General features: G+C 62.1%; 22 protein-coding genes and 1 pseudogene. 15 read left to right on the top strand and 8 right to left on the bottom strand.

The annotated features are described in order from the left end of the window. The first annotated feature begins 94 nt into the window (after positions 1-94). The 4 genes from PSH81_RS17585 to PSH81_RS17570 all read left to right on the top strand — a co-directional run bounded on the left by PSH81_RS17585 (position 95) and on the right by PSH81_RS17570 (position 3876). The gene (locus PSH81_RS17585) at positions 95-1594 is read left to right on the top strand and encodes an APC family permease (protein WP_305391188.1); all 1500 of its coding nucleotides are present in this window, start codon (positions 95-97) and stop codon (positions 1592-1594) included. Continuing rightward, positions 1560-2123: a DUF3156 family protein gene (locus tag PSH81_RS17580; protein ID WP_192296750.1), complete on the top strand. Its 564-nt coding sequence runs from the start codon at positions 1560-1562 to the stop codon at positions 2121-2123. The genes PSH81_RS17585 and PSH81_RS17580 overlap by 35 nt, the downstream gene beginning before the upstream one ends. 113 nt (positions 2124-2236) lie before the next feature. Beyond that, a complete protein-coding gene (gene feaR / locus PSH81_RS17575; RefSeq protein ID WP_226455175.1) occupies positions 2237-3175 on the top strand; it encodes a transcriptional regulator FeaR in 939 nt (312 codons plus the stop codon). Between the two features lie 242 nt (positions 3176-3417). Further along, a complete protein-coding gene (locus PSH81_RS17570) occupies positions 3418-3876 on the top strand; it encodes a transposase (RefSeq protein ID WP_226455176.1) in 459 nt (152 codons plus the stop codon). A gap of 167 nt (positions 3877-4043) precedes the next feature. Here the strand turns inward: PSH81_RS17570 and PSH81_RS17565 are convergent, their stop codons facing one another. Both PSH81_RS17565 and PSH81_RS17560 read right to left on the bottom strand, forming a co-directional pair. After that, positions 4044-4409: a cupin domain-containing protein gene (locus tag PSH81_RS17565; protein ID WP_226455177.1), complete on the bottom strand. Its 366-nt coding sequence runs from the start codon at positions 4407-4409 to the stop codon at positions 4044-4046. A gap of 29 nt (positions 4410-4438) precedes the next feature. Next, positions 4439-5737 (bottom strand): FAD-binding oxidoreductase, encoded by a 1299-nt coding sequence (locus tag PSH81_RS17560; RefSeq protein WP_305391187.1) that lies wholly within the window; start codon positions 5735-5737, stop codon positions 4439-4441. A 207-nt stretch (positions 5738-5944) separates the two neighbouring features. Between PSH81_RS17560 and hpaR the strand changes: the two genes are divergently transcribed. Then, positions 5945-6367, top strand: coding sequence for a homoprotocatechuate degradation operon regulator HpaR (hpaR, locus tag PSH81_RS17555; protein WP_192297227.1), 423 nt, complete (start codon positions 5945-5947; stop codon positions 6365-6367). Here hpaR and PSH81_RS17550 read toward each other — a convergent pair. Then, a complete protein-coding gene (locus PSH81_RS17550) occupies positions 6364-7668 on the bottom strand; it encodes an MFS transporter (protein WP_226455179.1) in 1305 nt (434 codons plus the stop codon). The two genes, hpaR and PSH81_RS17550, sit on opposite strands and share 4 nt — an antisense overlap. 175 nt (positions 7669-7843) lie before the next feature. On the opposite strand from PSH81_RS17550, the gene hpaA reads away from it, so the two are divergent. Continuing rightward, entirely contained in the window at positions 7844-8701 is an 858-nt protein-coding gene (gene hpaA, locus PSH81_RS17545; protein WP_192296744.1) for a 4-hydroxyphenylacetate catabolism regulatory protein HpaA, read from the top strand. Between the two features lie 97 nt (positions 8702-8798). Here the strand turns inward: hpaA and PSH81_RS17540 are convergent, their stop codons facing one another. After that, a complete protein-coding gene (locus PSH81_RS17540; protein WP_305391186.1) occupies positions 8799-9593 on the bottom strand; it encodes a helix-turn-helix transcriptional regulator in 795 nt (264 codons plus the stop codon). A gap of 604 nt (positions 9594-10197) precedes the next feature. Between PSH81_RS17540 and PSH81_RS17535 the strand changes: the two genes are divergently transcribed. Continuing rightward, entirely contained in the window at positions 10198-10341 is a 144-nt protein-coding gene (locus PSH81_RS17535; protein WP_305392813.1) for a hypothetical protein, read from the top strand. After that, a pseudogene (locus PSH81_RS17530) lies at positions 10305-10412 on the top strand (ABC transporter ATP-binding protein); the annotation flags it as partial. The gene PSH81_RS17535 and the pseudogene PSH81_RS17530, both read left to right, overlap by 37 nt. Here PSH81_RS17530 and PSH81_RS17525 read toward each other — a convergent pair. From PSH81_RS17525 to PSH81_RS17515, 3 genes are all read right to left on the bottom strand, one after another. Continuing rightward, positions 10409-11926: a glycosyltransferase family 39 protein gene (locus PSH81_RS17525; protein WP_192296742.1), complete on the bottom strand. Its 1518-nt coding sequence runs from the start codon at positions 11924-11926 to the stop codon at positions 10409-10411. The pseudogene PSH81_RS17530 and the gene PSH81_RS17525 overlap by 4 nt on opposite strands. Beyond that, entirely contained in the window at positions 11923-13578 is a 1656-nt protein-coding gene (gene arnT, locus PSH81_RS17520; protein WP_305391185.1) for a lipid IV(A) 4-amino-4-deoxy-L-arabinosyltransferase, read from the bottom strand. The genes PSH81_RS17525 and arnT overlap by 4 nt, the downstream gene beginning before the upstream one ends. A gap of 186 nt (positions 13579-13764) precedes the next feature. Then, positions 13765-14439, bottom strand: a complete 675-nt coding sequence (locus tag PSH81_RS17515; protein ID WP_226455185.1) for a histidine phosphatase family protein — start codon at positions 14437-14439, stop codon at positions 13765-13767. 274 nt (positions 14440-14713) lie between these two features. Between PSH81_RS17515 and PSH81_RS17510 the strand changes: the two genes are divergently transcribed. The 7 genes from PSH81_RS17510 (at position 14714) to PSH81_RS17480 (ending at position 21541) form a co-directional block, all read left to right on the top strand. After that, positions 14714-15382, top strand: coding sequence for an ABC transporter ATP-binding protein (locus PSH81_RS17510; protein WP_305391184.1), 669 nt, complete (start codon positions 14714-14716; stop codon positions 15380-15382). Position 15383: 1 nt separating this feature from the next. Further along, positions 15384-17846 carry an FtsX-like permease family protein gene (locus PSH81_RS17505; RefSeq protein ID WP_305392787.1) on the top strand — a complete coding sequence of 821 codons (2463 nt, stop codon included), beginning with the start codon at positions 15384-15386 and terminating at the stop codon, positions 17844-17846. Continuing rightward, complete coding sequence (locus PSH81_RS17500) at positions 17836-18900, top strand: lipocalin-like domain-containing protein (protein ID WP_305391183.1); 1065 nt, start codon at positions 17836-17838, stop codon at positions 18898-18900. The genes PSH81_RS17505 and PSH81_RS17500 overlap by 11 nt, the downstream gene beginning before the upstream one ends. Before the next feature lie 138 nt (positions 18901-19038). Then, positions 19039-20034, top strand: a complete 996-nt coding sequence (locus PSH81_RS17495) for a hypothetical protein (RefSeq protein WP_305391182.1) — start codon at positions 19039-19041, stop codon at positions 20032-20034. 2 nt (positions 20035-20036) lie between these two features. Beyond that, positions 20037-20399, top strand: a complete 363-nt coding sequence (locus PSH81_RS17490; RefSeq protein ID WP_192296736.1) for a hypothetical protein — start codon at positions 20037-20039, stop codon at positions 20397-20399. A gap of 160 nt (positions 20400-20559) precedes the next feature. After that, positions 20560-21027, top strand: a complete 468-nt coding sequence (locus tag PSH81_RS17485; RefSeq protein ID WP_370694868.1) for a hypothetical protein — start codon at positions 20560-20562, stop codon at positions 21025-21027. A gap of 151 nt (positions 21028-21178) precedes the next feature. Beyond that, a complete protein-coding gene (locus tag PSH81_RS17480; protein ID WP_192296735.1) occupies positions 21179-21541 on the top strand; it encodes a hypothetical protein in 363 nt (120 codons plus the stop codon). Between the two features lie 188 nt (positions 21542-21729). Here PSH81_RS17480 and PSH81_RS17475 read toward each other — a convergent pair whose 3' ends face one another. Next, positions 21730-22593: a LysR family transcriptional regulator gene (locus tag PSH81_RS17475; RefSeq protein WP_305391181.1), complete on the bottom strand. Its 864-nt coding sequence runs from the start codon at positions 22591-22593 to the stop codon at positions 21730-21732. Positions 22594-22776: the final 183 nt, after the last annotated feature.

Below are 22776 nucleotides of genomic sequence, written 5' to 3'. Positions count from 1 at the left end.
AACAAAAGCGGCGGCAGACAGGGGCAAGACGCTCGACACGGGTGGGGCGCAGAGTGCCGACACATTCCAGAAAACCGCTTTCGAGGACCCCACCATGTCGAGCAATGACCGACTCACCGCGCACCTCAACCGGGGCACGGTAGGTTTCCCCACCGCGCTGGCCAGTACCATCGGCCTGATCATGGCCAGCCCGGTGATTCTCACCGCCACCATGGGCTTCGGCATCGGCGGCAGCGCGTTTGCCCTGGCGATGCTGATCGCCGTGGTAATGATGCTGGCCCAGGCCACGACCTTTGCCGAAGCCGCCGCCATCCTGCCCACCACCGGCTCGGTGTACGACTACATCAACTGCGGCATGGGGCGTTTTTTCGCGATCACCGGCACCTTGTCCGCCTACCTGATCGTGCATGTGTTTGCCGGCACGGCCGAGACCATCCTCGCCGGGGTGATGGCGCTGGTGAACTTCGAACACCTCAATACCCTGGCCGAGTCGGCCGGTGGCTCGTGGCTGCTGGGGGTGGGGTTCGTGCTGGTGTTCGGCGTGCTGAACGCGTTTGGTGTCAGCGCGTTTGGCCGTGCGGAAATCATCCTCACCTTTGGCATGTGGACCACCCTGATGGTCTTCGGCGTCCTTGGCCTGATTGCCGCGCCGGCGGTGCAGTTGGACGGCTGGTTCGGTGTGTCGCTGGTGGGCACCGACGTGATCACCGTGCTGTCGCTGGTGGGCATGGCGATGTTCATGTTTGTCGGCTGCGAATTTGTCACGCCGTTGGCGCCGGACTTGCGCCAGTCGGCCAAGGTGATGCCGCGCGCGATGATGCTCGGGCTGATGGGCGTGGCGTCGTGCATGTTCATCTATGGCGCGGCGATGAAGCGCCAGGTGGAAAACGTAGTGCTCGACGCCGCCTCGGGCGTGCACTTGCTGGACACCCCGATGGCCATCCCCAGGTTCGCCGAGCAGGTGATGGGGCAGGTCGGCCCGCTGTGGCTGGGCATCGGGTTTCTGTTTGCCGGTGCGGCGACCATCAACACCCTGATGGCGGGTGTGCCGCGGATTCTCTACGGCATGGCGGTGGACGGCGCGCTGCCCAAGGTCTTTACCTATTTGCACCCGCGCTTCAAGACGCCGCTGCTGTGCATCCTGGTGGCGATGCTGATCCCGTGCCTGCACGCGTTGTATCTGGGCGGCAACACCGACACCATCATGCACTTGGTGCTGGCGGCGGTGTGTGCCTGGAGCTTTGCCTACCTGCTGGTGACGCTGTCGGTGGTGATCCTGCGCATTCGTCGCCCGGATCTGCCACGGGCGTACCGCTCGCCGTGGTTCCCGCTGCCGCAGATCGTGTCGAGCGCGGGCATCCTGCTGGGCATGTGGTTCATCACGCCACCGGGGATGAACCCGGCCGACATCTACGTGCCGTTCGGCGTGATGCTCGGCGGTACGGCGCTGTATGCGTTGTTCTGGACCCTGGTGGTGCAGAGGGTCAACCCGTTCAAGCCCGCCTCGGTAGAAGAGGTGTTGGCCAAGGAATTCAGTTATCACGCGGAGCAGGCTGGCCATGGTTATAGCGACTTTGCGGCAAAAGCTGTTTGAGCTGTTTCGCGCTGATCGAGCGCCGTCGGGCTATCGCCCGGGGCTGACCCTTGAGCGTTTGCGGCGCAACCTCGGGCTGGCGCAGCTTGAGGTGGATGGCGTGGCGTTCGAGATTGTCGAGCGCACCGAATCACAGTTGTTGATGCACCTGGTGCTGACCGAATTTGTACTGCGCGTGCCTGCTGCGACACAGGGCATGGCATGCCTGGAGGTGCACCATGGCGGCGCGATTCGGCGCAGCGGGATGCGCGTGCGTCAGCGTGGCGGTGACCCGACGCTGGGGCGTGAACTGCAGGCGTGCATCGAGGCGGATGCGGCGTTGTTCGCGGCGCTGATGCCCCTGGACTTCAAGCGCCTGCGCATCGACCTGCAAGGCGGGCAATGGTGCGTGCGCCTGGAGCATATGGGCGGCAGTGAGGTGGTCAATCGCCTGCCGGCGTTCCGGCGGTACATCGCGTTGAGCGCTGTGCAGCGCGAGCATCTGCTCGCCAGCCTGGCGGGCCTGCAACGGCTGTTGTCGAGCCGCTGATTGGCATCATTAGTGCAACCGTAATGGGCAGACAGGTTGTTGTTGCGCGCATATAGCTAACATGTTAACTATTGCCCGAGAACAACAAAAAGAAGCCATTGCGGAGACACCCCATGAGCATCCCTCAGCGTGCGCACGACGGGCTGGACACTTGGAATCGGGAGCTGCGCGCCGCGTGCGGCTATTTCGATACGGAACTGGCGTTCAACCGCTCGCTGTTCATCGGCGAGATCAGCAACTTGCCGCGCGGCCTTGCCATGCTGCGCACCAATGCCGGGCTGATCAAGCGCCCGGCGCACCACGCCGACCACGACAACGACCAGGACTGTTTCCTGGTCAGCCAGCGCAGCGGTTACTCGCAGATCGTACAGAACGGCCAGACCCTGCAACTGGCGCCTGGCGAGATGCTGCTGATGGACTCGGTGGGCTCCATTGAGATCATCCCCTTCGGCCTGATCGAACACGCCTCGCTGTCCCTGTCGCGCGCCGATGTGTGCAAACACCTGGGTGGCGATGGGCGTGCGTTCGGCAAGATCTCCTCGACCAAAGCCTGCGGGCGCATGTTGCATGTGTTGATGGATCAACTGTGCAAGGACAACTCAGAGGATGGCGGCGGTGAAGTCGAGGCGCTGCAATCGGCTTTTGTTTCGCTGCTGGGCTCGGCGTTGGAGCAGGGCGATGACGGCCGCGAGGGCGTGGCGTCGTTGCAGGGCAACAACCTGCGCAGTTATGTACAGAAGGTCATTGACGAGTCACTCAGCCAACCGGGCCTGAGCCCGATCGGCCTGGCCAACCGCTTGAACATCTCGGTGCGCCACTTGTACCGGTTGTTTGAGGAGCAGGACGACAGCGTCTGCCGCTACATCCAGCGCGCACGGCTCAAACGCAGCGCGGATGATTTGACCAACCCGTTCTTGCGCAGCGAGTCGATCACCTCGATCGCCTACAAATGGGGCTTTACCGACTCGGCGCATTTCAGTCGTTCGTTCAAGAAGCAGTTTGAAGTGTCGCCGAAGGATTTCCGTTCGAGCCGGATGCAGGCGGCGGGCTAGACCGGGGCATTTGTAAGGCGCCGTAGTGAGCGGGCTTGCCCGCGCTGGGTGGCGCAGCCGCCCCAAACCCAGGCACCGCGGTCCTTCTGAAACACCGCAGCGGTCTTGTTGGGGCGGCTGCGCCCCCCAGCGCGGGGCAAGCCCGCTCACTACAGACTTATTTGGTCACTATGTGGGGCTGGTTGGCTGTAAATCGCTGGCTAGTGTTAATGCTCTTAGGGACTTTGCCCAGGAGCAACGGATTGCGCTCAACACCTCAAACCCATCGTCTGCGTCACGGCCGCTACTCGGAGCACGGACGCAGCTACCTCATCACTATTGTCACTCACCACCGCCAGCGCTTGTTCACCGACCTGTTCCTCGGTCGCCTACTGGTGGCCGAGTTCCGCCAGGTGCACGAGCTTGGTCTGGTCGACTCGCTGGCGTGGGTCATCATGCCTGATCATCTTCATTGGCTGTTTGAGTTAAAGCAGCAGACGCTGGGCGACGTGGTACGTCGTATCAAGTCGCGCAGTACGCTGACGATCAACAGGTGTCGACAAAGCCAAGCGCGTGTATGGCAACCCGGTTATTACGATAGGGCTGTGCGTGTGGAGGATGATATTCGCACTATGGCGCGTTATATCGTGGCCAACCCGTTGCGGGCTGGTTTGGTTGAACACCTAGGCGACTATTCACTCTGGGACGCCACCTGGCTCTGATTGTAGTGAGCGGGCTTGCCCCGCGCTGGGTGGCGAAGCCGCCCCAATAAGACCGCTGCGGTGAGTCAGGTAATCCGCGGTGTTTGGATTTGGGGCGGCTTCGCCCCCCAGCGCGGGGCAAGCCCGCTCACTACAAGGGTCAGGGGGGCCCCGGAGCGAAGGGTTTGTCAGGCAACGGCAAAGTAGTGTTTGACGAAACTCTCGCTGACCACTTCCCACAACACCGGCGTGCCCTGGGTGACGAACCAGCTGTCACCGGTCTTGAAGCGTGTGGACTGGCCGGTGGACTCGTCGGTGAGGATCACTTCCCCGGTCACGACGGTGGCCTGCTCATTGAACGGATAGACCATGCGGAACTTGCCCTGTGTCGTACCGAAGTAGGCGCTGCTGATCGCGTCGGTAGGTGCACCAAAGGTCATTTTGCCGAAGGCACGCACTTCGCCTTCGAGGATTTCGGAACCGAGGTCGGCCACGCTGCCCCAGGCGTCGAGTTCGGACAGCTGGATATTGTGCTTGAGGGTGGTAAGGGTCATGGCAGTTGCTCCTGATGAGTAAAAAATAGTTAGCGGCGCCCGTTCCAATAGCCGGAAAGTTGGTGCCAGGATTTGCCCGCCGTCAGCAGCAAGGGGCGGATGGCGTCCTTGCCGATAATGGTCGGGCGCGGGATTGAGCTGAGCAGGTCATAGCGCGCCGAGCCTTCGCTCATGCCTTCGGCCAGGACCTTGCAGATGATGTGGCTGGGGGTCACGCCAAAGCCGGAATAGCCCTGCACGAAAAACGCATTGCTGCGCCCCGGCAAGGTGCCGATCTGCGGGAACAGGTTGGGGCTGCACGCCATCGGGCCGCCCCAGGCGAGGTCGATTTTCACCTCCTTGAGGTACGGGAAAATCTTCAGCATAAGGTGGCGGTTCCACGCCTTGAGATCGCCGGGAATATGCTCCACCAGCGGCGTCGCGGCACCGAACAGCAGGCGGTTTTCATTGGTCACGCGGTAGTAGTCGATCACCGGGCGGATGTCGCTGTAGGCCCCGCGAATCGGGCTGATGCGCTGGATCAATTCTTCGGGCAACGGCTCGGTCATCATCTGGAACGCATAGGTGTTGATGGTCGAACGGTGCAGCTGCGGTTCCAGTTTGTTGAGGAAACTGTCACAGGCCCACAGCAGCTTGCTGGCCCGCACCGAACCGCGCCCGGTGCGCACGGTGATGCGTTCGCCGTAGCTGACCTCCAGCGCCGGGCTGTTCTCGAAAATCCGCACGCCGTGGCTGGCCAGCGCGGTGGCTTCGCCCAGCAGCAGGTTCAACGAGTGCACATGGCCGCCGCCCATGTGCAGCAGGGCACTGGTGTAGGCCTTTGAACCGATGATCTGCTGCACGTCGGAGCCGCCGAGAAAGCGGATCTCGTGCTGGCTGTTGATCGACTTGAAATCTTTCTCCCAGGCACGCAGGGTTTTTTCCTGGCGGGCGTTGAAGCCCATGTAGCCGTAGCCGTGGCAGAAATCCGCATCGATGTTGTACTTGGCGATGCGGTGCTTGATGATGTCGGCGCCCAGGTCGCTGATCTCGAACACCTGGCGCAGGCCGTCTTCGCCCACGTCCTTCTTGATCTTTTCCAGGTCGTGGCCGATGCCGGCCATGATCTGCCCGCCATTGCGGCCGGTACCGCCAAAACCGAGGTAGCGCGCTTCCAGCACGACGATATTGGTGAGACCTTTTTCGGCCAGCTCCAGGGCCGTGTTGATCCCGGAGAAACCGCCGCCGATCACCACGACGTCGGCGTCGATGTCCTGCTCCAGGGTCGGGAAACTCAGGTTGTACTTCTTGGTGGCGGTGTAATACGTGGGGGTTTCGATGTTGATCATGGCGCAGCCTGAAAGGTGAAGGAAGGCGCTAAAGCGGATGCCTCCATTAAGGGCCCTGACGGGGTGGAAGTCTTGATCCTGCGTGCCCGGGGTTTTGATTCTGGGCGCCACCGGCAGCACGCGCCAAACGTATAGCGCGCACTTGCCGGCAGGGAATGCTAGAGTTTCGTTAAATTATTAATCAAATCCATCGTGACCCTGATCCCTATGCTCAAACCTCGCCAGTCCCTGACCTTGATCCTGTTGCAAGCCCGCGAAGCCGCCATGAGTTTTTTCCGCCCGTCCCTGAATGAGCACGGCCTGACCGAGCAGCAGTGGCGCATCATCCGCATCCTCGAACAGCACGGTGAGCTGGAGATTTACCAGTTGGCCGAACTGGCCTGCATCCTCAAACCGAGCATGACCGGCGTGCTGGTACGCATGGAAGCCGCCGGCATGGTGCATCGCCGCAAGGCCGAGCAGGACCAGCGCCGCGTATTGGTGACCCTGGCGGACAAGGGCAGGGAAAGTTTCGAGGCCATGAGCTCGTGCATGGAAGCCAACTACCAGCGTTTGCAGGATGAATTGGGCGACGAGAAATTGCAGACCCTGTTGGGCCTGCTCGATGACCTGAAAAACATCAAGCGCTAGCGCGGATTGACGATGGCGGCGTGGGTGCGCAGCACCAGCAAACCGCCGAGCGCGATGAACAGCGCAAGCACGTAGAGCGCCAGGCTGGCGCTCTGGGTGGCATCGCGCATCCAGCCGATCAGGTACGGTGCGAGGAACGCTGCCACGCTGCCGAACGAACTGATCATTGCGATGCCCGCCGCCTGGGTGGTGTTGGACAAAAACGCCGGCGGCAGTTGCCAGAACATCGGCAACGCGGCGCTCGCGCCCATGCCTGCCAGCACCAGCCCGCCCATCACCAGCAGCGGGTTTTCCGGCGCCAGCCCGGCGACGGCAATGCCCAGCGCCGCCATCAACAGCGGCACGCACAGGTGCCAGCGGCGTTCACGCAAGCGGTCGGACGAGCGCCCACAGCCGATCATGAAAAAACACCCGGCCAGGTAAGGCACGGCGCTGAGCAGGCCGACCTGGCTGTCGCGGCCGATGCCCGCGCCGTGGATCAGGGTCGGCATCCAGAACGCCAGGGTGTTCACTGCCAGCATCACCGCAAAGTACACCGCGACCAGCAGCCACACCTGCGGGTCACGCAGGATGCCGCTGAACGAGGTGATGGTCTTGCGTTGTTCTTCGCTGCGCAGTTGCGCATGCAGTTGCTGCTTCTGCGCGGCGCTCAGCCACGGCACCGAGTCGAAACCATCCGGTAGCCACTTGAGCACCACCAACCCCAACAGCACCACGGGCGCGCCTTCGATCAGGAACATCCACTGCCAGCCGCGCAGGCTGCCTACGTTGTGGAAGTGTTCGAGGATCGCCCCCGACAGCGGCCCGCCCAACACCCCGGCCATCGGCACCGCAATCGCGAACAGCGCGGTGACCTGGGCACGTCGGCGTGCCGGATACCAGCGGTTGAGAAACACCAGGATCCCCGGAAAAAACCCGGCCTCGGCCACCCCCAGCAAAAAACGCAGCACGTAGAAGCCACGGGCGCTTTCCACCCACAACATGCCGGTGGACAACAGGCCCCACACCACCATCAGGCTGGCGATCCAGCGCCTCGGCCCGACGCGGTCCAGCGCCATGTTGCTGGGCACGCCAAACAGCGCGTAGGCGATAAAAAACAACCCGGCGCCGAAGCCGTAGACCGTGTCGCTAAAGTGCAGATCGCTGCTCATCTGCATCTTGGCGAAGCCGATGTTGATGCGGTCCAGATGGGCGAACAGGTAACACACCAGCAGCAACGGCATGAGGCGCCAGGTGACTAAACGATGGGTGCGATCGTGCTCGGCCAGCTCGCGGCTGGCGATGGAATTGACGGTGCTCATAGTGTTGTACTTTTTGTTTGAGTGGCCGTGGGGAGAAGGGCCTGTCGCGGCCCGCCTCGAACAATCACGCCGACCTTGCGGCAGATCGTTCATGTGTTAACGTTATATTTAATATGTTAACTACCGTCAAGCGTGGCAAAATCCAGCAGCGTTAAAACAACAAGAAGAGAGCAGCGTGAAGCCGATCCCCAACATCAACATCGGGCAGGTCTACGACCAGCGTTACAGCGACGCCGAGGTGCATTACGACCGGCTGGCCAACCTGGCGGGATTTTTCGGGCGCAATATGCCGGTGCATCGGCATGACCGGTTTTTCCAGGTGCATTACGTCAAGAGCGGCGTGGTGCGGGTGTATCTGGACGATCGCCAGTACGTCGAATCGGGGCCGATGTTTTTCCTCACGGCGCCGACGGTGCCCCACGCCTTTGTCACTGAAGCGGACGCCGATGGGCACGTGCTGACGGTGCGCCAGCAGTTGGTATGGGCATTGATCGATGCCGATCCCAGCCTCGCCTCAGGCTCGGCTTGCGTCGCATTGGCGCCTGACAGCCAGGGCCTGGATCAACTCTTCGAAGAACTGTGCAGCGAGATCAACGCCGAGCGGGCAGGGCGCGCCGCCGCCCTCGACAGCCTCACGCGGTTGATCATGATCCGCTTGCTGCGTCTGTGCGCCCACTCCCTGCCGGCACGTCCGACGCGGCATGAAGACCTGCGCATCTTCCATCGTTTCAACGAACTGATCGAAGCCCACTACCTGGAACACTGGCCGCTGGCCCGCTACGCCGAGGCGATTGGCGTCACGCCGGCCAGGCTCAACGAGGTGTGCCGACGCCTGGCCGACCTGCCGTCCAAGCGCCTGATCCTGGAGCGGGTGATGCAGGAAGCCAAGCGTCTGCTGCTGTTTACCGGCAGCTCGGCGAATGAAGTCTGCTACCAGCTGGGGTTCAAGGACCCGGCGTATTTCAGCCGGTTTTTCCTGCGTTATGCGCAACTGACGCCGGGGGAGTATCGGTTGCGGCAGTCGGGGCTGTGACGCCCCACGCGCCGCCCAGCGCGGTGTGCAGGTTGACCTCGGCCACCAGCGCCCAGCAGGCAGGCCAGGGCCAGCGTGGAGAATCTGAGGTTGTGCATCAGGCGCCCACCATCCATTTGGCCAAACCATGCCGGCCGCTCACGCCCAGCTTGGCGGCGGCGCGCTTGAGGTAGGTTTCGATCGAGCTGTTTTTCACGCTGAGTTTTTCCGCCATCTGCGGCACGGTGCCGCCGGTCAACAGCCCCAGGCACACCTCCTGCTCGCGCGCCGACAGGGTCACCTCGCTGAGGGCCAGGCGCTTGTAGAACTCACGTTGCAACTGCGACTGCTCGAGTGAGGTGGGGGCCGGTTCGCTGTCGACGGCGGGGGCCTGGCGCAGGATCTGCGCGTGGCGCTCCATCAGCGGCAGCAGGGTGTCCGACAGGCACTTGAGAAACGACAACTCGGCCAGGGAAAACCCGCGCTGGGTCGGTGGGCGGTAGAACGAAATCACACAGCGCCGGTTGCCCTGGCGTGACACCAGGTTGCACTGGTGCGAACCGCCCCGGGGATGGGCGCTATGGGCCTTGGCCTTCATCTGGATCAGCAACGGGTCTTGCATGTGCAACATGTCCCGCAACAGGGGATGGTCGCTGGGCGGGTGCACGATCTGCGGTGCTGACAAAGCCTGTCTGATCCCGGCGCTGCCCAGCAACTTGATGTCGAGCACCGTGTCGCGCGCTTCGTCGAGGGTCCATTCGCTGAGGTCCACCAGATGGATCGGCACCCATTTGTCCACCAGATGCAGCATGTTCGCGGCAAAATCCCCGTGGCCGCTGTTGGCAATCAACTCACCCATTTCGGCATAGAAATGCGGGCTCTCGGGGGTGCCAATGCTCTGCGTCAAACTCATAGCCATCTCATCCTTGATGTCAAAAACCGTCAGCGGACACCCTGGCGGGTTCGGGGCGATCCGTTCTTCCAGAACAGTCATCGGCGCTCGAAAAGCCATTCAACCAGGGGATTTGTCCTACATATGTAGCGGAAATGCGTGATAGAAGCTGCCATAAAAATAACGTCATTAATTCGACGTTTCTGACAGGCAATTCCGCCGAAAAAAAGTCATGGAGTGCCGTGCTTATTAATTAAGTAATTGAAATAGGAAGGAAAATATTTTCGTTGAGAGCATCCGTTGCTCATCGACATCGGGAAGATGTAGCCAATCTCCTACAACTATTTAATCGTTTCAGCACTGAGTCGTTCGCCAAGCCCGTTGCTATCCATTTGGATGTCCGGGTTTCGGCTGACAGACAGTCCCGGGGGCCCATGCTCAAATCCGGCAATTTCGCCGTAGTGGGCCTCTCTGCGCGGTCAGTGCCCGACCTCCATGAGAAGGATCTTATGCAGCATTTTCCCATCCCGCCCAATAGGACATCTGGCTCGACCAACTGCGCCAGGGCGATTCGCCGCTCTACAACATCGGCGGCTATGTCGACCTGACCGGCCCACTGGAGCCCGTGCTGCTCCAGCGCGCAGTCGAGCAACCGGTGGCCCGCCACGACGCGTTGCGTACCCAATTGCACCGCGACGCCAACGGCTTCCCGATGGCGTTGCTCGCGCGCATCGCTTCAATCACTTCACCGATGGGCAAGGCTTTATGACGGCCTATGGCGCCAGCACGCTGGATGAAGCGTTCATCCATGCTGCAAGCCTGCCGAAAGGGGCGCCTTAACGCCCGGGCAAAAACGCCACGCTGCCTTCCTCACGTTTCTTGAACATGCGCTCGCCGTTATCCGGTTGGGTGACGATCACCTGGTGGTCCGCCCCCAGGTACGCCAACGGCGTCGGGTCGTCTTTGCTGAATTGCGCGACGATGAGGGTGTGCTGCGGGTCGAAGTGCCGGCCGCTGGTTTTGTCCAGCCAGGCGATGAACGCGGCGCTGTCGCCCTGGCGCGGGAAGTCCTGGTCCTGGGCCACGTAGTAGAACGGTTTGCCGCCGTTTTGCAGGTACATCGGCAGCTTGTTGTCGACTTCCACCAGCACCATTTGCCATTGCTCCCAAGGCGCGCGTTTGACGGCTTCGGCGCGCACGTCTTCGGCGAAGCGGGTCACGCCGCCGTTGCCGTTGGTCCAGGGATACGCCACGCCAAGTATCAGCAGCAACAGGCCCGCGGCGATGCCAAACCCTGTGCGCCAGCGTGGCCGGGCGGCCGGTTTTTTCAGCAGGTGTTCCTGCAGCCACCAGGCGCCGAGCAGTTGGGCAAACGGCACCAGCGGCAGCACGTAATAGCTGCGGCGGCTGCCGCTGGCGGTGAAGAAGATGAACAGCAGGCCCAGGCCCCACACCAGCCAGCGCACGTTGGGTGGCGTGGTGCGCCAATGGCGCAGGGCAAGCCACAGGCCGAGCAGCCAGCAGGGTGTCCAGGGCAAGGTGTAGGCGGGCAGGTAGATCAGGTAGGTATAGATCGGCCCCATATGGTCAAAGGGGTCGAAGAAGCGCACTACGTTTTCCCGGAACACCAGGGCCAGGCCGCTTTGGCCATAGGTTGGCGTGCCGTAGAAGTGCGACAGCACGAACGGCACCGCATACACCCCGGCGGCGATCAGCAGCGCCAGCAGCAGGCGCAGGTTGAGGTGACGTTTGTAGCGTTGTTCGCTGAGCAGGTGCGGCAGCAGCACCAGGCCCGGCAGCACAAAGCCGATCAAGCCTTTGAACAGGGACGTCAATGCCAGTAGCAGGAAAAACACCGTGTAGCGTCCCAGCCGCGTGTCATCCGGGCCGCGCCAATACCACCACACCGCCGCCAGCACGCCGCACACGGTAAGCACATCCGCGGTGGCGACCCGTGCCCAGAACATGAAGTAGAAGGTGGTGGCGAGCATCCAGCCTGCAAGCAGGCCGGTGCCCTTGTGCAGCAGGCGTGCGCCGATCAGGTAGACCAGCCACACGCTCAACCACGCCGCCAGCACCGACGGCAGGCGCAACGACCACGGGCCCAGGCCACCCATCACGTGGGCCAGGCCGGTGATCAGCCAGTAGGAGGGCAGGGGCTTGTCGTAGTAAGGCACGCCCTTGAGGTAGGGATCGAAGTAGTCGCCGCTTTGCAGCATGTGCAAGGCGATGTCGGCCCAGCGCGTTTCCGGGCCCCACAGGTCACGGCCGCCGAGGCCCGGCAAGAGCATCAATGCCGTGACCGCCAGCAGGAGCAGCAGGGCGCCGTGTTTCTCTGTGAATCGCTGGTTCATGGCAGCTTCGGATAAATGATCAGTTGCAGGTAGCCCTTGTCATACCGCGTGCCACCGAGGGGCAGTTGCCCGGCCTGACGCATTTCACTGGTGCTGCCGACGCGGATCAGCACGCCCACCGAACCTTTGCGGCGGGCGTCCCTCAGCCAGTCTTCAACCTGGTCCAGGCTGATCTTGCGTTGTGCGCTGTCCGGATATTGCAGGCCATAGCGCAGCTCGCCTTCGGTCTCATACAACCCCACTTCGGGCCGTTGCAGGCGCCAGGCGAGGGCGCTGGCACTTTCCAATTCGTTGCTGAGCAAGGCACTGGTTTGCTTGAGTTCGTCCAGGTGCTCCAGCACAAACTGGTCGGGCATTTCGTTGTCGGTGACTTGCGCCGGCATGCTCGCCGGCAACAGCACCACCAGCAAGCCGATGCCCAGCACCGGCATCGCCCACAGCGTCAGCGGGCGGAACGCTTGCAGCAGGTTCGTGAGGATCCAGCCCAGCAGCACGATGAACATCAGCGACAGGCTGAACATCTCCGCGTGGCTATTGCCATACGGCGGCCTGGTGATTTGCAGGTAGATCAGCGCCACCATCGCCGCCATGCCGATGCCAAAGTTGAGCATGCCGTTGACGCGGATCGAGCGCGATTTGCCCTGTTGTACCAGGTCGCTCAGCGCATGCCCCATCAACAACGCCAGCGGCAGCAGGCACGGCATGATGTAGGTGGGCAGCTTGCCTTTGCTCAGGCTGAAAAGGAACAGCGGCAACAACAGCCACAGCGCAAGAAAGCCCACCGCTGGCTGGCGTTTTTGCGTCCAGGCCTTGCTCAAGGTGGCCGGCAATAGCGCAGCCCAGGGCAGGCACGCGACCACCATGATCGGCAGGAAGAACCACCACGGCCGGGCGTGTTGAGCGGTGGCTCCGCTGAAGCGGCGGACATGTTCGTTCCAGAAGAAGAACCGCCAGTAGTCCGGTTCTTGCACATGGATCGCCCATACCCAGGGCAGGCACATTAGCAGCGCCACTGCCATGGCCAGCGGGCCATAGCGCAACAACTCGCCCAGGCGCCGCTGCCAGAGCATGTAGGGCACGGCGATCAGCACCGGCAGCGCCCAGGCCAGGAAACCCTTGGTCATGAAGCCCATGGCGCAGGCCCCGCCCAACATTGTCCACGCGGCCAGGCGACCACGGGTGGTGGTGTTGTCGAGGGCAAACCACAGCGCGACCAGGCTGAGGTTGACCCAGAAGGTGAATTGCGGATCGAGGTTGGAGTACCCGGCTTGCCCGGCGACCAGGCCAAAGCTCAGATACAGCAGCGCACAGGTCAGGCTCTTGCGTGGATCGTTCCACATCCGCCGTGCGATCAGATAGGCCAGCAGCACGCTGAGGGCGGTGGTCACGGCCGAGGCGATGCGCACACCGAACAGGTTCTGGCCAAACACCGCCTGGCCGAGGGCGATGAGCCAATAGCCGGCGGCAGGTTTTTCGAAGTAACGCACGCCCATGAAGTGCGGTGTGACCCAGTTGCCGCTCAGCAGCATTTCCTGGCTGATCTGGGCGTAGCGGGTTTCATCCGGGATCCACAAACCGTGCAGGCCCAGGGGTAACAAATAGAATGCGATAACGGCCAGCAACAGCAGCGGCAGGGGTTTGAATCGGGTCATGAAAACGTCGCTCCTTGACGTTCGCGGCAAGCGGGAGAGGGTATGAAAGTCATAGCGTAAAACATTGAAGTTTCCACTAAGTCACTGAAAATATTCATGACGTCCTTAACTAACAGGCACAACTAAACATGCCAGAAGTTGGCTGTCGTTTTGCTGAACATGGCTGGGGCGGTAAGTATTTAAGTTCTAGAGTTGCTTGAGTACGGCGGGCCAATCCTTGTTGTTGACGATGCCCAGAGTCTTGAACTTGCCGTTCGCCAGCACCTGCACGAACAGTGCGCTGCCGTACTCGGGGAACGTCGCGTGGGGGAAACCCAGGGTCTTTTCGAAGTCGGCGATGCAGCCGCTGTGAGTGACGAAGACCAGATTGCGGCCAGGCAGTTTGTGGCTGAGCATTTCTTCACCCATGGCCGCGCCGCAGATGGCTCTTTCGCCTGAGCTGAACTCACTTTTGTCAAACATGAAATGCACCGTCTGGGCGGTTCGCACGGCCGGGCTGGCAAGGATGTCGCTGGCCTCCATGCCCAATGAATTAAAGGCTTTGCCGAGTTTTACCGCCTGTTGGCTGCCATTCACGGTCAGACCTTCGGGAGGGCCCAGGCAAGGATTGGCGGAGCGGTCGCAGCGCTCTTCATGGCGCACCAGCACAATCACCTCGCCGCTGTGCCAATGGGCCAACAGGCCTGAGCTGAGCAGCCGGCTGCCGACGCCCAGATCGGGCGGTGACGACGGCCATAACATCGCGCCGGTGAGCAGCAGGCCGACGGCCGCAGTGCCGATCCAGAGCCTTCGCAGGCGTTTGATAACGGCTCGGATTGAGCGCGGTTTGGTCAGAGTAAGGTCAACCACACTAATCACCATGGGCACTGTTGGCAGTGTTAAATCAAACAGGCGCAACGTTACAAATAGAAGCCCGTAGTGGAACTGGAGCGTGGCACAGGGCTGCTGTCTTTTCGCTGAACATGTGAGTGCTAGAAGTTGCCATTGCTACCGGCGGAAAAGTTGCAGGTATTTGGCGTGTGATGGGCAATTTAGAGGGCGATGGGTGGGCAACCGGTGAAATCCATGTGAAAAATTTGCGTGAGCCTGTCGGCCAACCGTTATTCTCGATTTCAGTCCTTTGGTGAGTGCTCCCATGTTGCAGGTGCAAGGTGTCTTTAAAAGCTACGCAACCCCGCAAGGTCCGCTGGCGGTGCTGGGCGGGGTCGACTTGCAACTGCCGGCGCGCAGCAGCCTGGCGCTGATGGGCGAGTCGGGCAGCGGCAAGAGCACCTTGTTGCATCTGGTGGCCGGTCTGGACCGGGTGGATAGCGGCAGCATCCGCGTCGGTGAGCAACGCCTTGATCAACTCGGTGAGGCACAACTGGCCGATTGGCGTCGCACCGAAATCGGCCTGGTGTTCCAGCAGTTCAACCTGATCGGCAGCCTGCGCGTCGACGACAACCTGGCCTTCCAGGCGCGCCTGGCCGGGCGGTTTGACCCGCGATGGCAAGCGCAATTGGTGGAACGCCTGGGCCTGGGCGACTTGCTCAAGCGTTATCCCGAACAGCTCTCCGGCGGCCAGCAGCAACGGGTCGCGGTGGGGCGGGCGTTGGCGTCGCGTCCGTCGCTGCTGTTGGCCGATGAACCCACCGGCAACCTCGACGAAGCCACCAGCGATGAGGTACTGCAATTGCTGTTGGATCTGTTGCGCGACAGCCCCACCAGCCTGTTGATGGTCACCCACAGCTCGCGCATCGCCGCACGCCTGGAGCGTCAAGTGGTGCTGCACCGTGGCCGGGTTGTCCCGGCGGACGCTGTTTGAGATGGCGGTGTTTTACTGGGCCTTGCGCGCACTGCTGAGCCACTGGCGGCGCCATCCCGTGCAGTTTTTCAGCGTGTTGACCGGGTTGTGGCTGGCCACGGCGTTGCTGACCGGGGTGCAGGCCCTCAACAGCCAGGCGCGGGACAGTTACGCGCGGGCCAGCCAATTGATCGGCGGCGAGCCCCAGGCCAGCCTGAGCGCGCCGGATGGGGCGAGTTTCCCCCAGGCGTTGTTCGCCGAGTTGCGCCGGATGGGGTGGCCGGTGTCGCCGGTGGTGCAGGGGCGGGTGCAGCTCCAGGGGCATGAAGACACGCGCCTGCAATTAATGGGCATCGAGCCGTTGTCGCTGCCGGGCGGCGGCGCGGTGGCGGGCCAGCGCTTGAGCCAGGCGCAGATGCTGGCGTTCTTCGAGCCGCCGGGGCGTACCTGGATCGCGCCGCAAACCCTGCATGCCCTCGGGTTGCAGGAGGGTGACCAGCCGTTGACCACCAACGGACATCGCCTGGCGCCGTTGCAGGTCCGGCAGGACATGGCCCCCGGGCTGCTGCTGACCGACATTGGCTTCGCCCAGCCCGTGCTGGACATGCCCGGGCGTCTGTCGCGCTTGCTGCTGGACAAGGCCTACGCCGCCGCCCAGCCCACGCCACCCGCCGGGTTGCAACTCAGGCAGGGCGAAGACAACAACTTGTCGCGCCTTACCGAGAGCTTTCACCTGAACCTCGATGCCCTGGGCTTTTTGTCCTTTGTGGTGGGGCTGTTTATCGTGCACGCCGCCATCGGCCTGGCCCTGGAGCAACGTCGTGGCCTGTTGCGCACCTTGCGCGCCTGCGGGGTCAGTGCGCGGCTACTGATCCTCAGCCTGGCCGTGGAACTGGGCGTGTTGTCCTTGCTCGGCGGCGTGCTCGGGGTGGCCAGCGGTTATGTGCTGGCGAGCCTGCTGCTGCCGGATGTGGCGGCGAGCTTGCGGGGCCTCTATGGCGCCGAAGTCGCTGGCCAACTGAGCCTGAGCCCCTGGTGGTGGGCCGCCGGGCTGGGCCTGAGCCTGCTCGGCGCGCTGCTTGCCGGCGCCAGTAGCGTGTGGCGGGCGGCGCGTTTGCCCTTGCTGGCGCTGGCCAATGCCCAAGCCTGGCACGACGCCCATGGGCGCTGGTTGCGCCGCCAGGGTTGGGTCGCCGCCGCCGCGCTGTTGATCGCGTTGCTCGCGCTGCTGCTGGGCGACAGCCTGGCCGCCGGTTTTGTGCTGATGGCGGCCTTGTTGCTGGGGGCGGCGCTGGGCTTGCCGGTGATGCTCAATGGCGTGCTCAAGGCCGTGCTGGGGCGCAGTCGCTCGGTGCTGGGGCAATGGTTTCTAGCTGACTGCCGCCAACAGCTGCCCGCGTTGAGCCTGGCGTTGATGGCACTGTTATTGGCCCTGGCGGCAAATATCGGCGCGGGCTCCATGACCTCGGGGTTCCGCCAGACGTTCAACAACTGGCTGGAGCAACGCCTGACGGCCGAGCTGTACCTCAATCCGCAAAACCCGGCGCAAGCCGAACAGCTCAACACCTGGCTGGCGCAACAGCCGTTGGTGCAGGCGGTACTGCCGACCTGGCAGGTCGCCGTGCAATTGCGCGGTTGGCCGGCGGATCTGTTCGGTGTGGTCGACGACCCGACCTATCGCCAGCATTGGCCGTTGCTCGAGGCTGCGAGCGCGCCGTGGGACCGCTTGCTGCAAGGCGACAGCCTGATGCTCAGCGAGCAATTGGCGCGGCGCCTGTCGGTGAAACTGGGGGATACGGTCAGTATTCCCACACCCCGAGGCGTCTGGTCGCCCGTCCTGGTGGGGATTTATGCCGACTATGGCAACCCCAAGGGCCATCTGTTGATCAATGCCAAGCACCTGCTGGCGCACTGGCCGACCCTGGCGCCGGCACGTTTCAACCTGCGGGTGTTGCCACAGGATGTGCCGCCGCTGGTGCGTGAAGTGCAGCGCGGGTTTGCCCTGGAGGACAGTCGCATCGTCGATCAACAGCAACTCAAGGGCTGGTCGAGCCAGGTGTTCGAACGCACCTTTGCCGCCACTGCGGCGCTCAACAGCCTGACCCTTGGCGTCGCCGGCGTGGCGCTGTTTATCAGCCTGTTGACCCAGAGCCAGAGCCGCCTCGGTCAACTTGCGCCGCTGTGGGCGCTGGGCGTGACACGGCGGCAATTGATGTTGCTGAACCTGGGGCAGACTTGGCTGTTGGCGGTGCTCACGCTGGTCCTCGCCGTGCCCCTGGGGCTGTTGCTGGCGTGGTGCCTGGATGCGGTGATCAACGTGCAGGCGTTCGGTTGGCGCCTGCCGTTGCAGGTGTTCCCGTGGCAGCTTGCGCAGTTGCTGGCACTGGCGCTGCTGGCCACCTTGCTGGCGTCGGCCTGGCCGCTGTGGCAGCTGTACCGCAGTCGTCCGGCGGACTTGTTGAGGACCTTTGCCCATGAAGATTAGAGCGACGTTGTCCGCGGTTTTGCTGCTGTTGGGCGCGTGCGACAAAGTCCCGGCGCCCGAGGAAAGCTTCGCCGGTCTGGGCAGCGCGGCGGCGGACTTTGCCCAGGTGGTACCCGGCAGGGTGTTCAGCTTTCCTGGCGACCATGGCCCTCACGACGGTTTTCGCATCGAGTGGTGGTACGTCACCGCCAACCTCAAGGACGCCCAAGGCAATGAATTCGGCGTGCAATGGACGCTGTTTCGCAATGCGCTCAAGGCCGGGCCGACGCAGCCCGGCTGGCACGACTCGACGGTTTGGCTGGGCCACGCCGCCGTCACGTCCGCCACGCGCCACTACGCCGCCGAACGCTACGCCCGCGGCGGCGTCGGCCAGGCCGGCGCGCAGGCGGTGCCGTTCAATGCGTGGATCGACGACTGGGACTTCGCCAGCCAACCTGGCGCCGCGAGCCCACTGGCCGACATGCGACTCAAGGCCAGTGGCGCGCAGTTCGCCTATGACCTGCACCTGACCTCCAGCCGCCCGCTGGTGTTGCAAGGGGACAAGGGCTACAGCCGCAAATCCGACCAGGGCCAGGCGTCGTACTACTACAGCCAACCGTTTTTCCGCGCCAGCGGCAGCGTCAGCATCGACGGCCACACCTATCAGGTCAGCGGTCCCGCGTGGCTCGACCGCGAATGGAGCAGCCAACCCCTCGCCGCGGGCCAGACTGGCTGGGACTGGTTCTCCCTGCACCTGGACAGCGGTGAACAGTTGATGCTGTTCCGCGTGCGTCAGCAGAACGGCGCGGGTTACCTCACCGGCACCTGGATCGATCAGCAGGGTCAGGTCCAGACCCTGCACAACGCCGACATCCAACTGACACCGTTGGCGACCACCACTCTTGACGGGCGCACGATTCCCACGCGCTGGTCACTGAACATTCCCGGCAAACAGCTGGACATCACCCCAACGGCGCTCAACCCGAACGCCTGGATGAATCTTGGTATTCCCTACTGGGAAGGACCGGTGCAGTTCGACGGTGGGGTGGGTTACCTGGAAATGACCGGTTATTAGGCTGGTTTCTGTCAGCACTGTTTCTGCGCCTATGTAGGCCGCTTCCCAAATTGAATGGTCGCCCCCTGGGCTTGTGTCCGGGGCGGCAGTGCCTGCTTATATTTCGACGCCATCTCTATTGGATTCGGGATGCAGGGCATGGCGCAGGGCTATATCAACCGCGAAACCATCGATCTCACCAGTTTGAAAACCCGCTTGATGGGCCACGGCCTGAGCCGCCAGCGCTCGGACCATTTTGACGTGTTGAACCACCACCTGCGCCACGGCTTGGTGACGCCGGGGCAATTGGTGGTGATTCCCGACACCTACAGCGTGAGCTGCTCCCGAGAGGAAGCCTGGTTGATGCGCCGCGCCGAAGAAGTGCGGCGCGAGCTGGAGCAAAAGGCATCGGTCGGCACAGCCGTGATCAATGACTATGACCTGCTGCAAAGCCTGCTGACCTACGGCTCGATAGGTGTGGGCAGCACGACCTCGGCGTGGGCGCGGCACCTGGATGAAGTGCTGCGCACGCTGGAAGACATCGAGCAGTTGCATCAGCGCTTGAAGGCCGGTGGCTTGGACCGTCAGACGTTTATCCGCCAGCGCCAGGTGTTGTTTGAATTGCTCGACACACAACTGCGTGGCGCGGCGCGGTTTGGCACGGGGTTGCGTGGCAATCAGTCGTTGAAGAACGTGTTGGGGATTTCCACCAAGAGCTTTTTGCACAAGGGCGAGATCGATGGGTATGCCAAGCGCATGGGGGCGATTGCGCAGGTGTCGAAGTGGTTGGGGAAGGGCACGTATGTGGGCTTGGCGATGGACGTCGGGGCTGCGGGTTTGGAGATCAAGGAAGCGTGTGTGATGGGGCGGGAGGCGCAGTGTCGGCGGGCGAAGTATGTGGAGAGTGGGCGGTTGGCGGGGAGTGTGGCGGGGGCTTCGATTGGTGGGAGGTATGGCGCAGAGGTTGCTCGTAGTGCATGCAGGATCGTGTTGGCGGTAGGGCTTAGGGAGCGCAGTGGGTTGGCCTGTGGAATTATTGGCGGTGCTGCAGGAGGGTATGCAGGAGGCTCAATTTTCGGCGATACCGGTGCCTTTTTGGGGGGGAAAGTCTTAGAGGTCGATGGCCAATTCATCTTTGAGCCAGAGGGGGCATGACAATGTCATTTTTTCTCGCTTACAGCATCGTGTTGATGGGTGGGTGTTTTGTTATCTGGGGACTGATGCTCTTTGTGGAATATAGAAAGCTCGACGAGCTGGAAAGCTACTTCAGTGAAAACGAAAAGGTTTGCAAACATAAGCGCTTCTGGGGAAGGAACCAGCCGATAGACAAGTCTCAACGGATGGGGCTGATGGTCGACTTCCTATCTGACTCAAAGCGCTTTGTGAAAGCAGGCCTCGTGACCGAAGCCGAACTGGCCTCTGTTCCTCTAGCCCTCAAACGCTGGGTGTTGTGGCCTTATCGCTTAGCGGGAATTTGGTTTTTTGCAGCAGTCATCTGGGCCATCTGGCACAGATGGTAGGTGACGCCGTTTTCGTGAGCGGGTACGCATGCCGACTCCTGGCTGTTTTTGTGGTGTTGGAGCGTAGCCCGGCCTGAACATTCTGCTAGTCGCATGTGTGTTTCAAAGTACCGGGTCCTAGCGTTGCGACCTGTCGCTCTCGGCCTATGGCTCGATAGGTGTGGGCAGCACCACCTCGGCGTGGGCGCGGCACCTGGATGAAGTGCTGCGCACGCTGGAATACATCGAGCAGTTGCATCAGCGCTTGAAGGCCGGTGGCTTGGACCGTCAGACGTTTATTCGCCAGCGCCAGGTGTTGTTTGAATTGCTCGACACACAACTGCGTGGCGCGGCGCGATTTGGCACGGGGTTGCGTGGCAATCAGTCGTTGAAGAACGTGTTGGGGATTTCCACCAAGAGCTTTTTGCACAAGGGCGAGATCGATGGGTATGCCAAGCGCATGGGGGCGATTGCGCAGGTGTCGAAGTGGTTTGGGAAGGGCACGTATGTGGGTTTGGCGATGGATGTCGGGGCTGCGGGATTGGAGATCAAGGAGGCGTGTATGGTGGGGCGGGGGCTGCTTGGTTCGGAGCGGCAGGTGCAAAAGTTGCGCGTCGCCTATGTTCAGTCGCTTTGGGTGTGGCGATGAAAGGACAGAGTGAACTGGTCTGCGCAGTTATTGGGGGAGCGGGGGGAGGGTATTTAGGCGGTGACAGGATGGGTGATAGCGGTGCCTTTCTGGGGGGGAAAGTTGTAGAGGTCGATGGCGTTTTGATTTTTGAACCGGAGCGGGCTTAACAATGTCGTTTTTTCTTATCTACAGCATTGTATTGATGGCCGGCGTATTCATCCTTTTGGGGCTGATGTTATTTGCGGAGTATCGAAAGCTCGATGAGTTGGAAAAATACTTCAGTGAAAACGAAAAGGTTCGAAGGCATAAGCGTTTCTGGGGAAAAAACCAGCGGATCGACAGATTTCATCGCATGGGGCTGATGATTGATTTCCTCTCGAATCCAAAGCCCTATTTGAAGGCAGGGCTAGTTTCAGAGGCCGAACTTGCATCAGTTCCCATAGCGCTCAAGCGATGGGCGTTGTGGCCCTATCGCATTTCTTACATTTGGATAGTTGTCATGATCATCGGCGGCATTTGGCAGAAGTGGTAACTCACTTTCCGGCCGTCATGCAAACCGCTGAGCAGGAAGCCGTCAGCAGCAGGAACGCCACCACCCAGCAGCAACACAAACAGCAGGTGACGCCGTTTTCGTGAGCGGGTACGCATGCCGACTCCTGGCTATTTTTGTGGTGTTGGAGCGTAGCCCGGCCTGAACATTCTGCTGGTCGCATGTGTGTTTCAAAGTACCGGGTCCCAGCGTTGCGACCAGTCGCTCTCGGCCTTGACCACGCCCCGGAGTAACTCCAGCGCGTGTTGCAACACCGTCGAATCCCGTGCCCGCGAGTACACCAGATACGTCGGGAAACTGAACTCCGGCGCCTTCGCCACGCGCTGCATCACGCCGCTGTCGAGGTAGCTTTGTACCACCCGCGTGCGGAAGTACCCGGCGCCGCCGTTTTCCAGGATGTACTGCAAGGCCAGCGGGCCCAGGTTGAAACTCAGCGCGGCGCGTGCCCTGTCCGGCAGGGCGGCGTCGTGTTGCTGGCGGAAGCCTGGGCCCCAGTCGATGTACACGTAGGGCACCGGGTTGCTGACCAGTTGCACCAGGATCAGTTTTTCTTCCAGCACCTGCTCCACCTGCAACCCCGGCCAGTATTGCGGCTGGAACACCAGGGCGGCATCCAGCACCCCCAGCTCCAGCTGGCGCAGCAGGTATTCGCCTTCGCGCACTTCGGTGCGCAGCGCATGGCCGGGGATGTGTTCACGCAGGGCCTGGGCCCAGCCGAGCATCAACGGGTTGCACAGGCTGACCTCGCCACCGATGTGCAGCACGTTGCGATAGCCCTCGGGCAACGGCAGATCGCGGCGCGCGGCTTCCCAGGTTTGCAGCAACTGGTTGGCGTAGACCACGAAGGCTTCGCCATCCGCGGTCAGGCGCGCGCCAGCGCGGTTGCGGATGAACAGCGTGCTGCCCAGCTGGCTTTCCAGGCTTTTGACCCGGGCGGTGATGGCGGTCTGGGTAACGTGCAGTTTCTCGGCCGCCGCGGCGAGGCTGCCGCAGCGGGTGATTTCGAGGAAGGTGCGTGCCAGTTCGATGTCCATGGGAGCCCCGGAGAATGAATGGGGGCATTGTAGTGGAATGCGCTCAGAACTGTGGGCGCGGGCTTGTGTGGGAGCGGGCTTGCTCGCGAAGACGGTGGATCAGTCGATAATTCTGTGACTGACACTCCGCTTTCGCGGGCAAGCCCGCTCCCACAGTTGATGGGGGTTGATGGGGAGTGAGTG

Origin of the sequence: Pseudomonas sp. FP2335 (assembly GCF_030687535.1) — a bacterium.
GTDB lineage: Bacteria > Pseudomonadota > Gammaproteobacteria > Pseudomonadales > Pseudomonadaceae > Aquipseudomonas.
The sequence above is the reverse complement of the archived record's forward strand: the minus strand, read 5'-3'. Positions and strand labels throughout refer to the sequence as shown.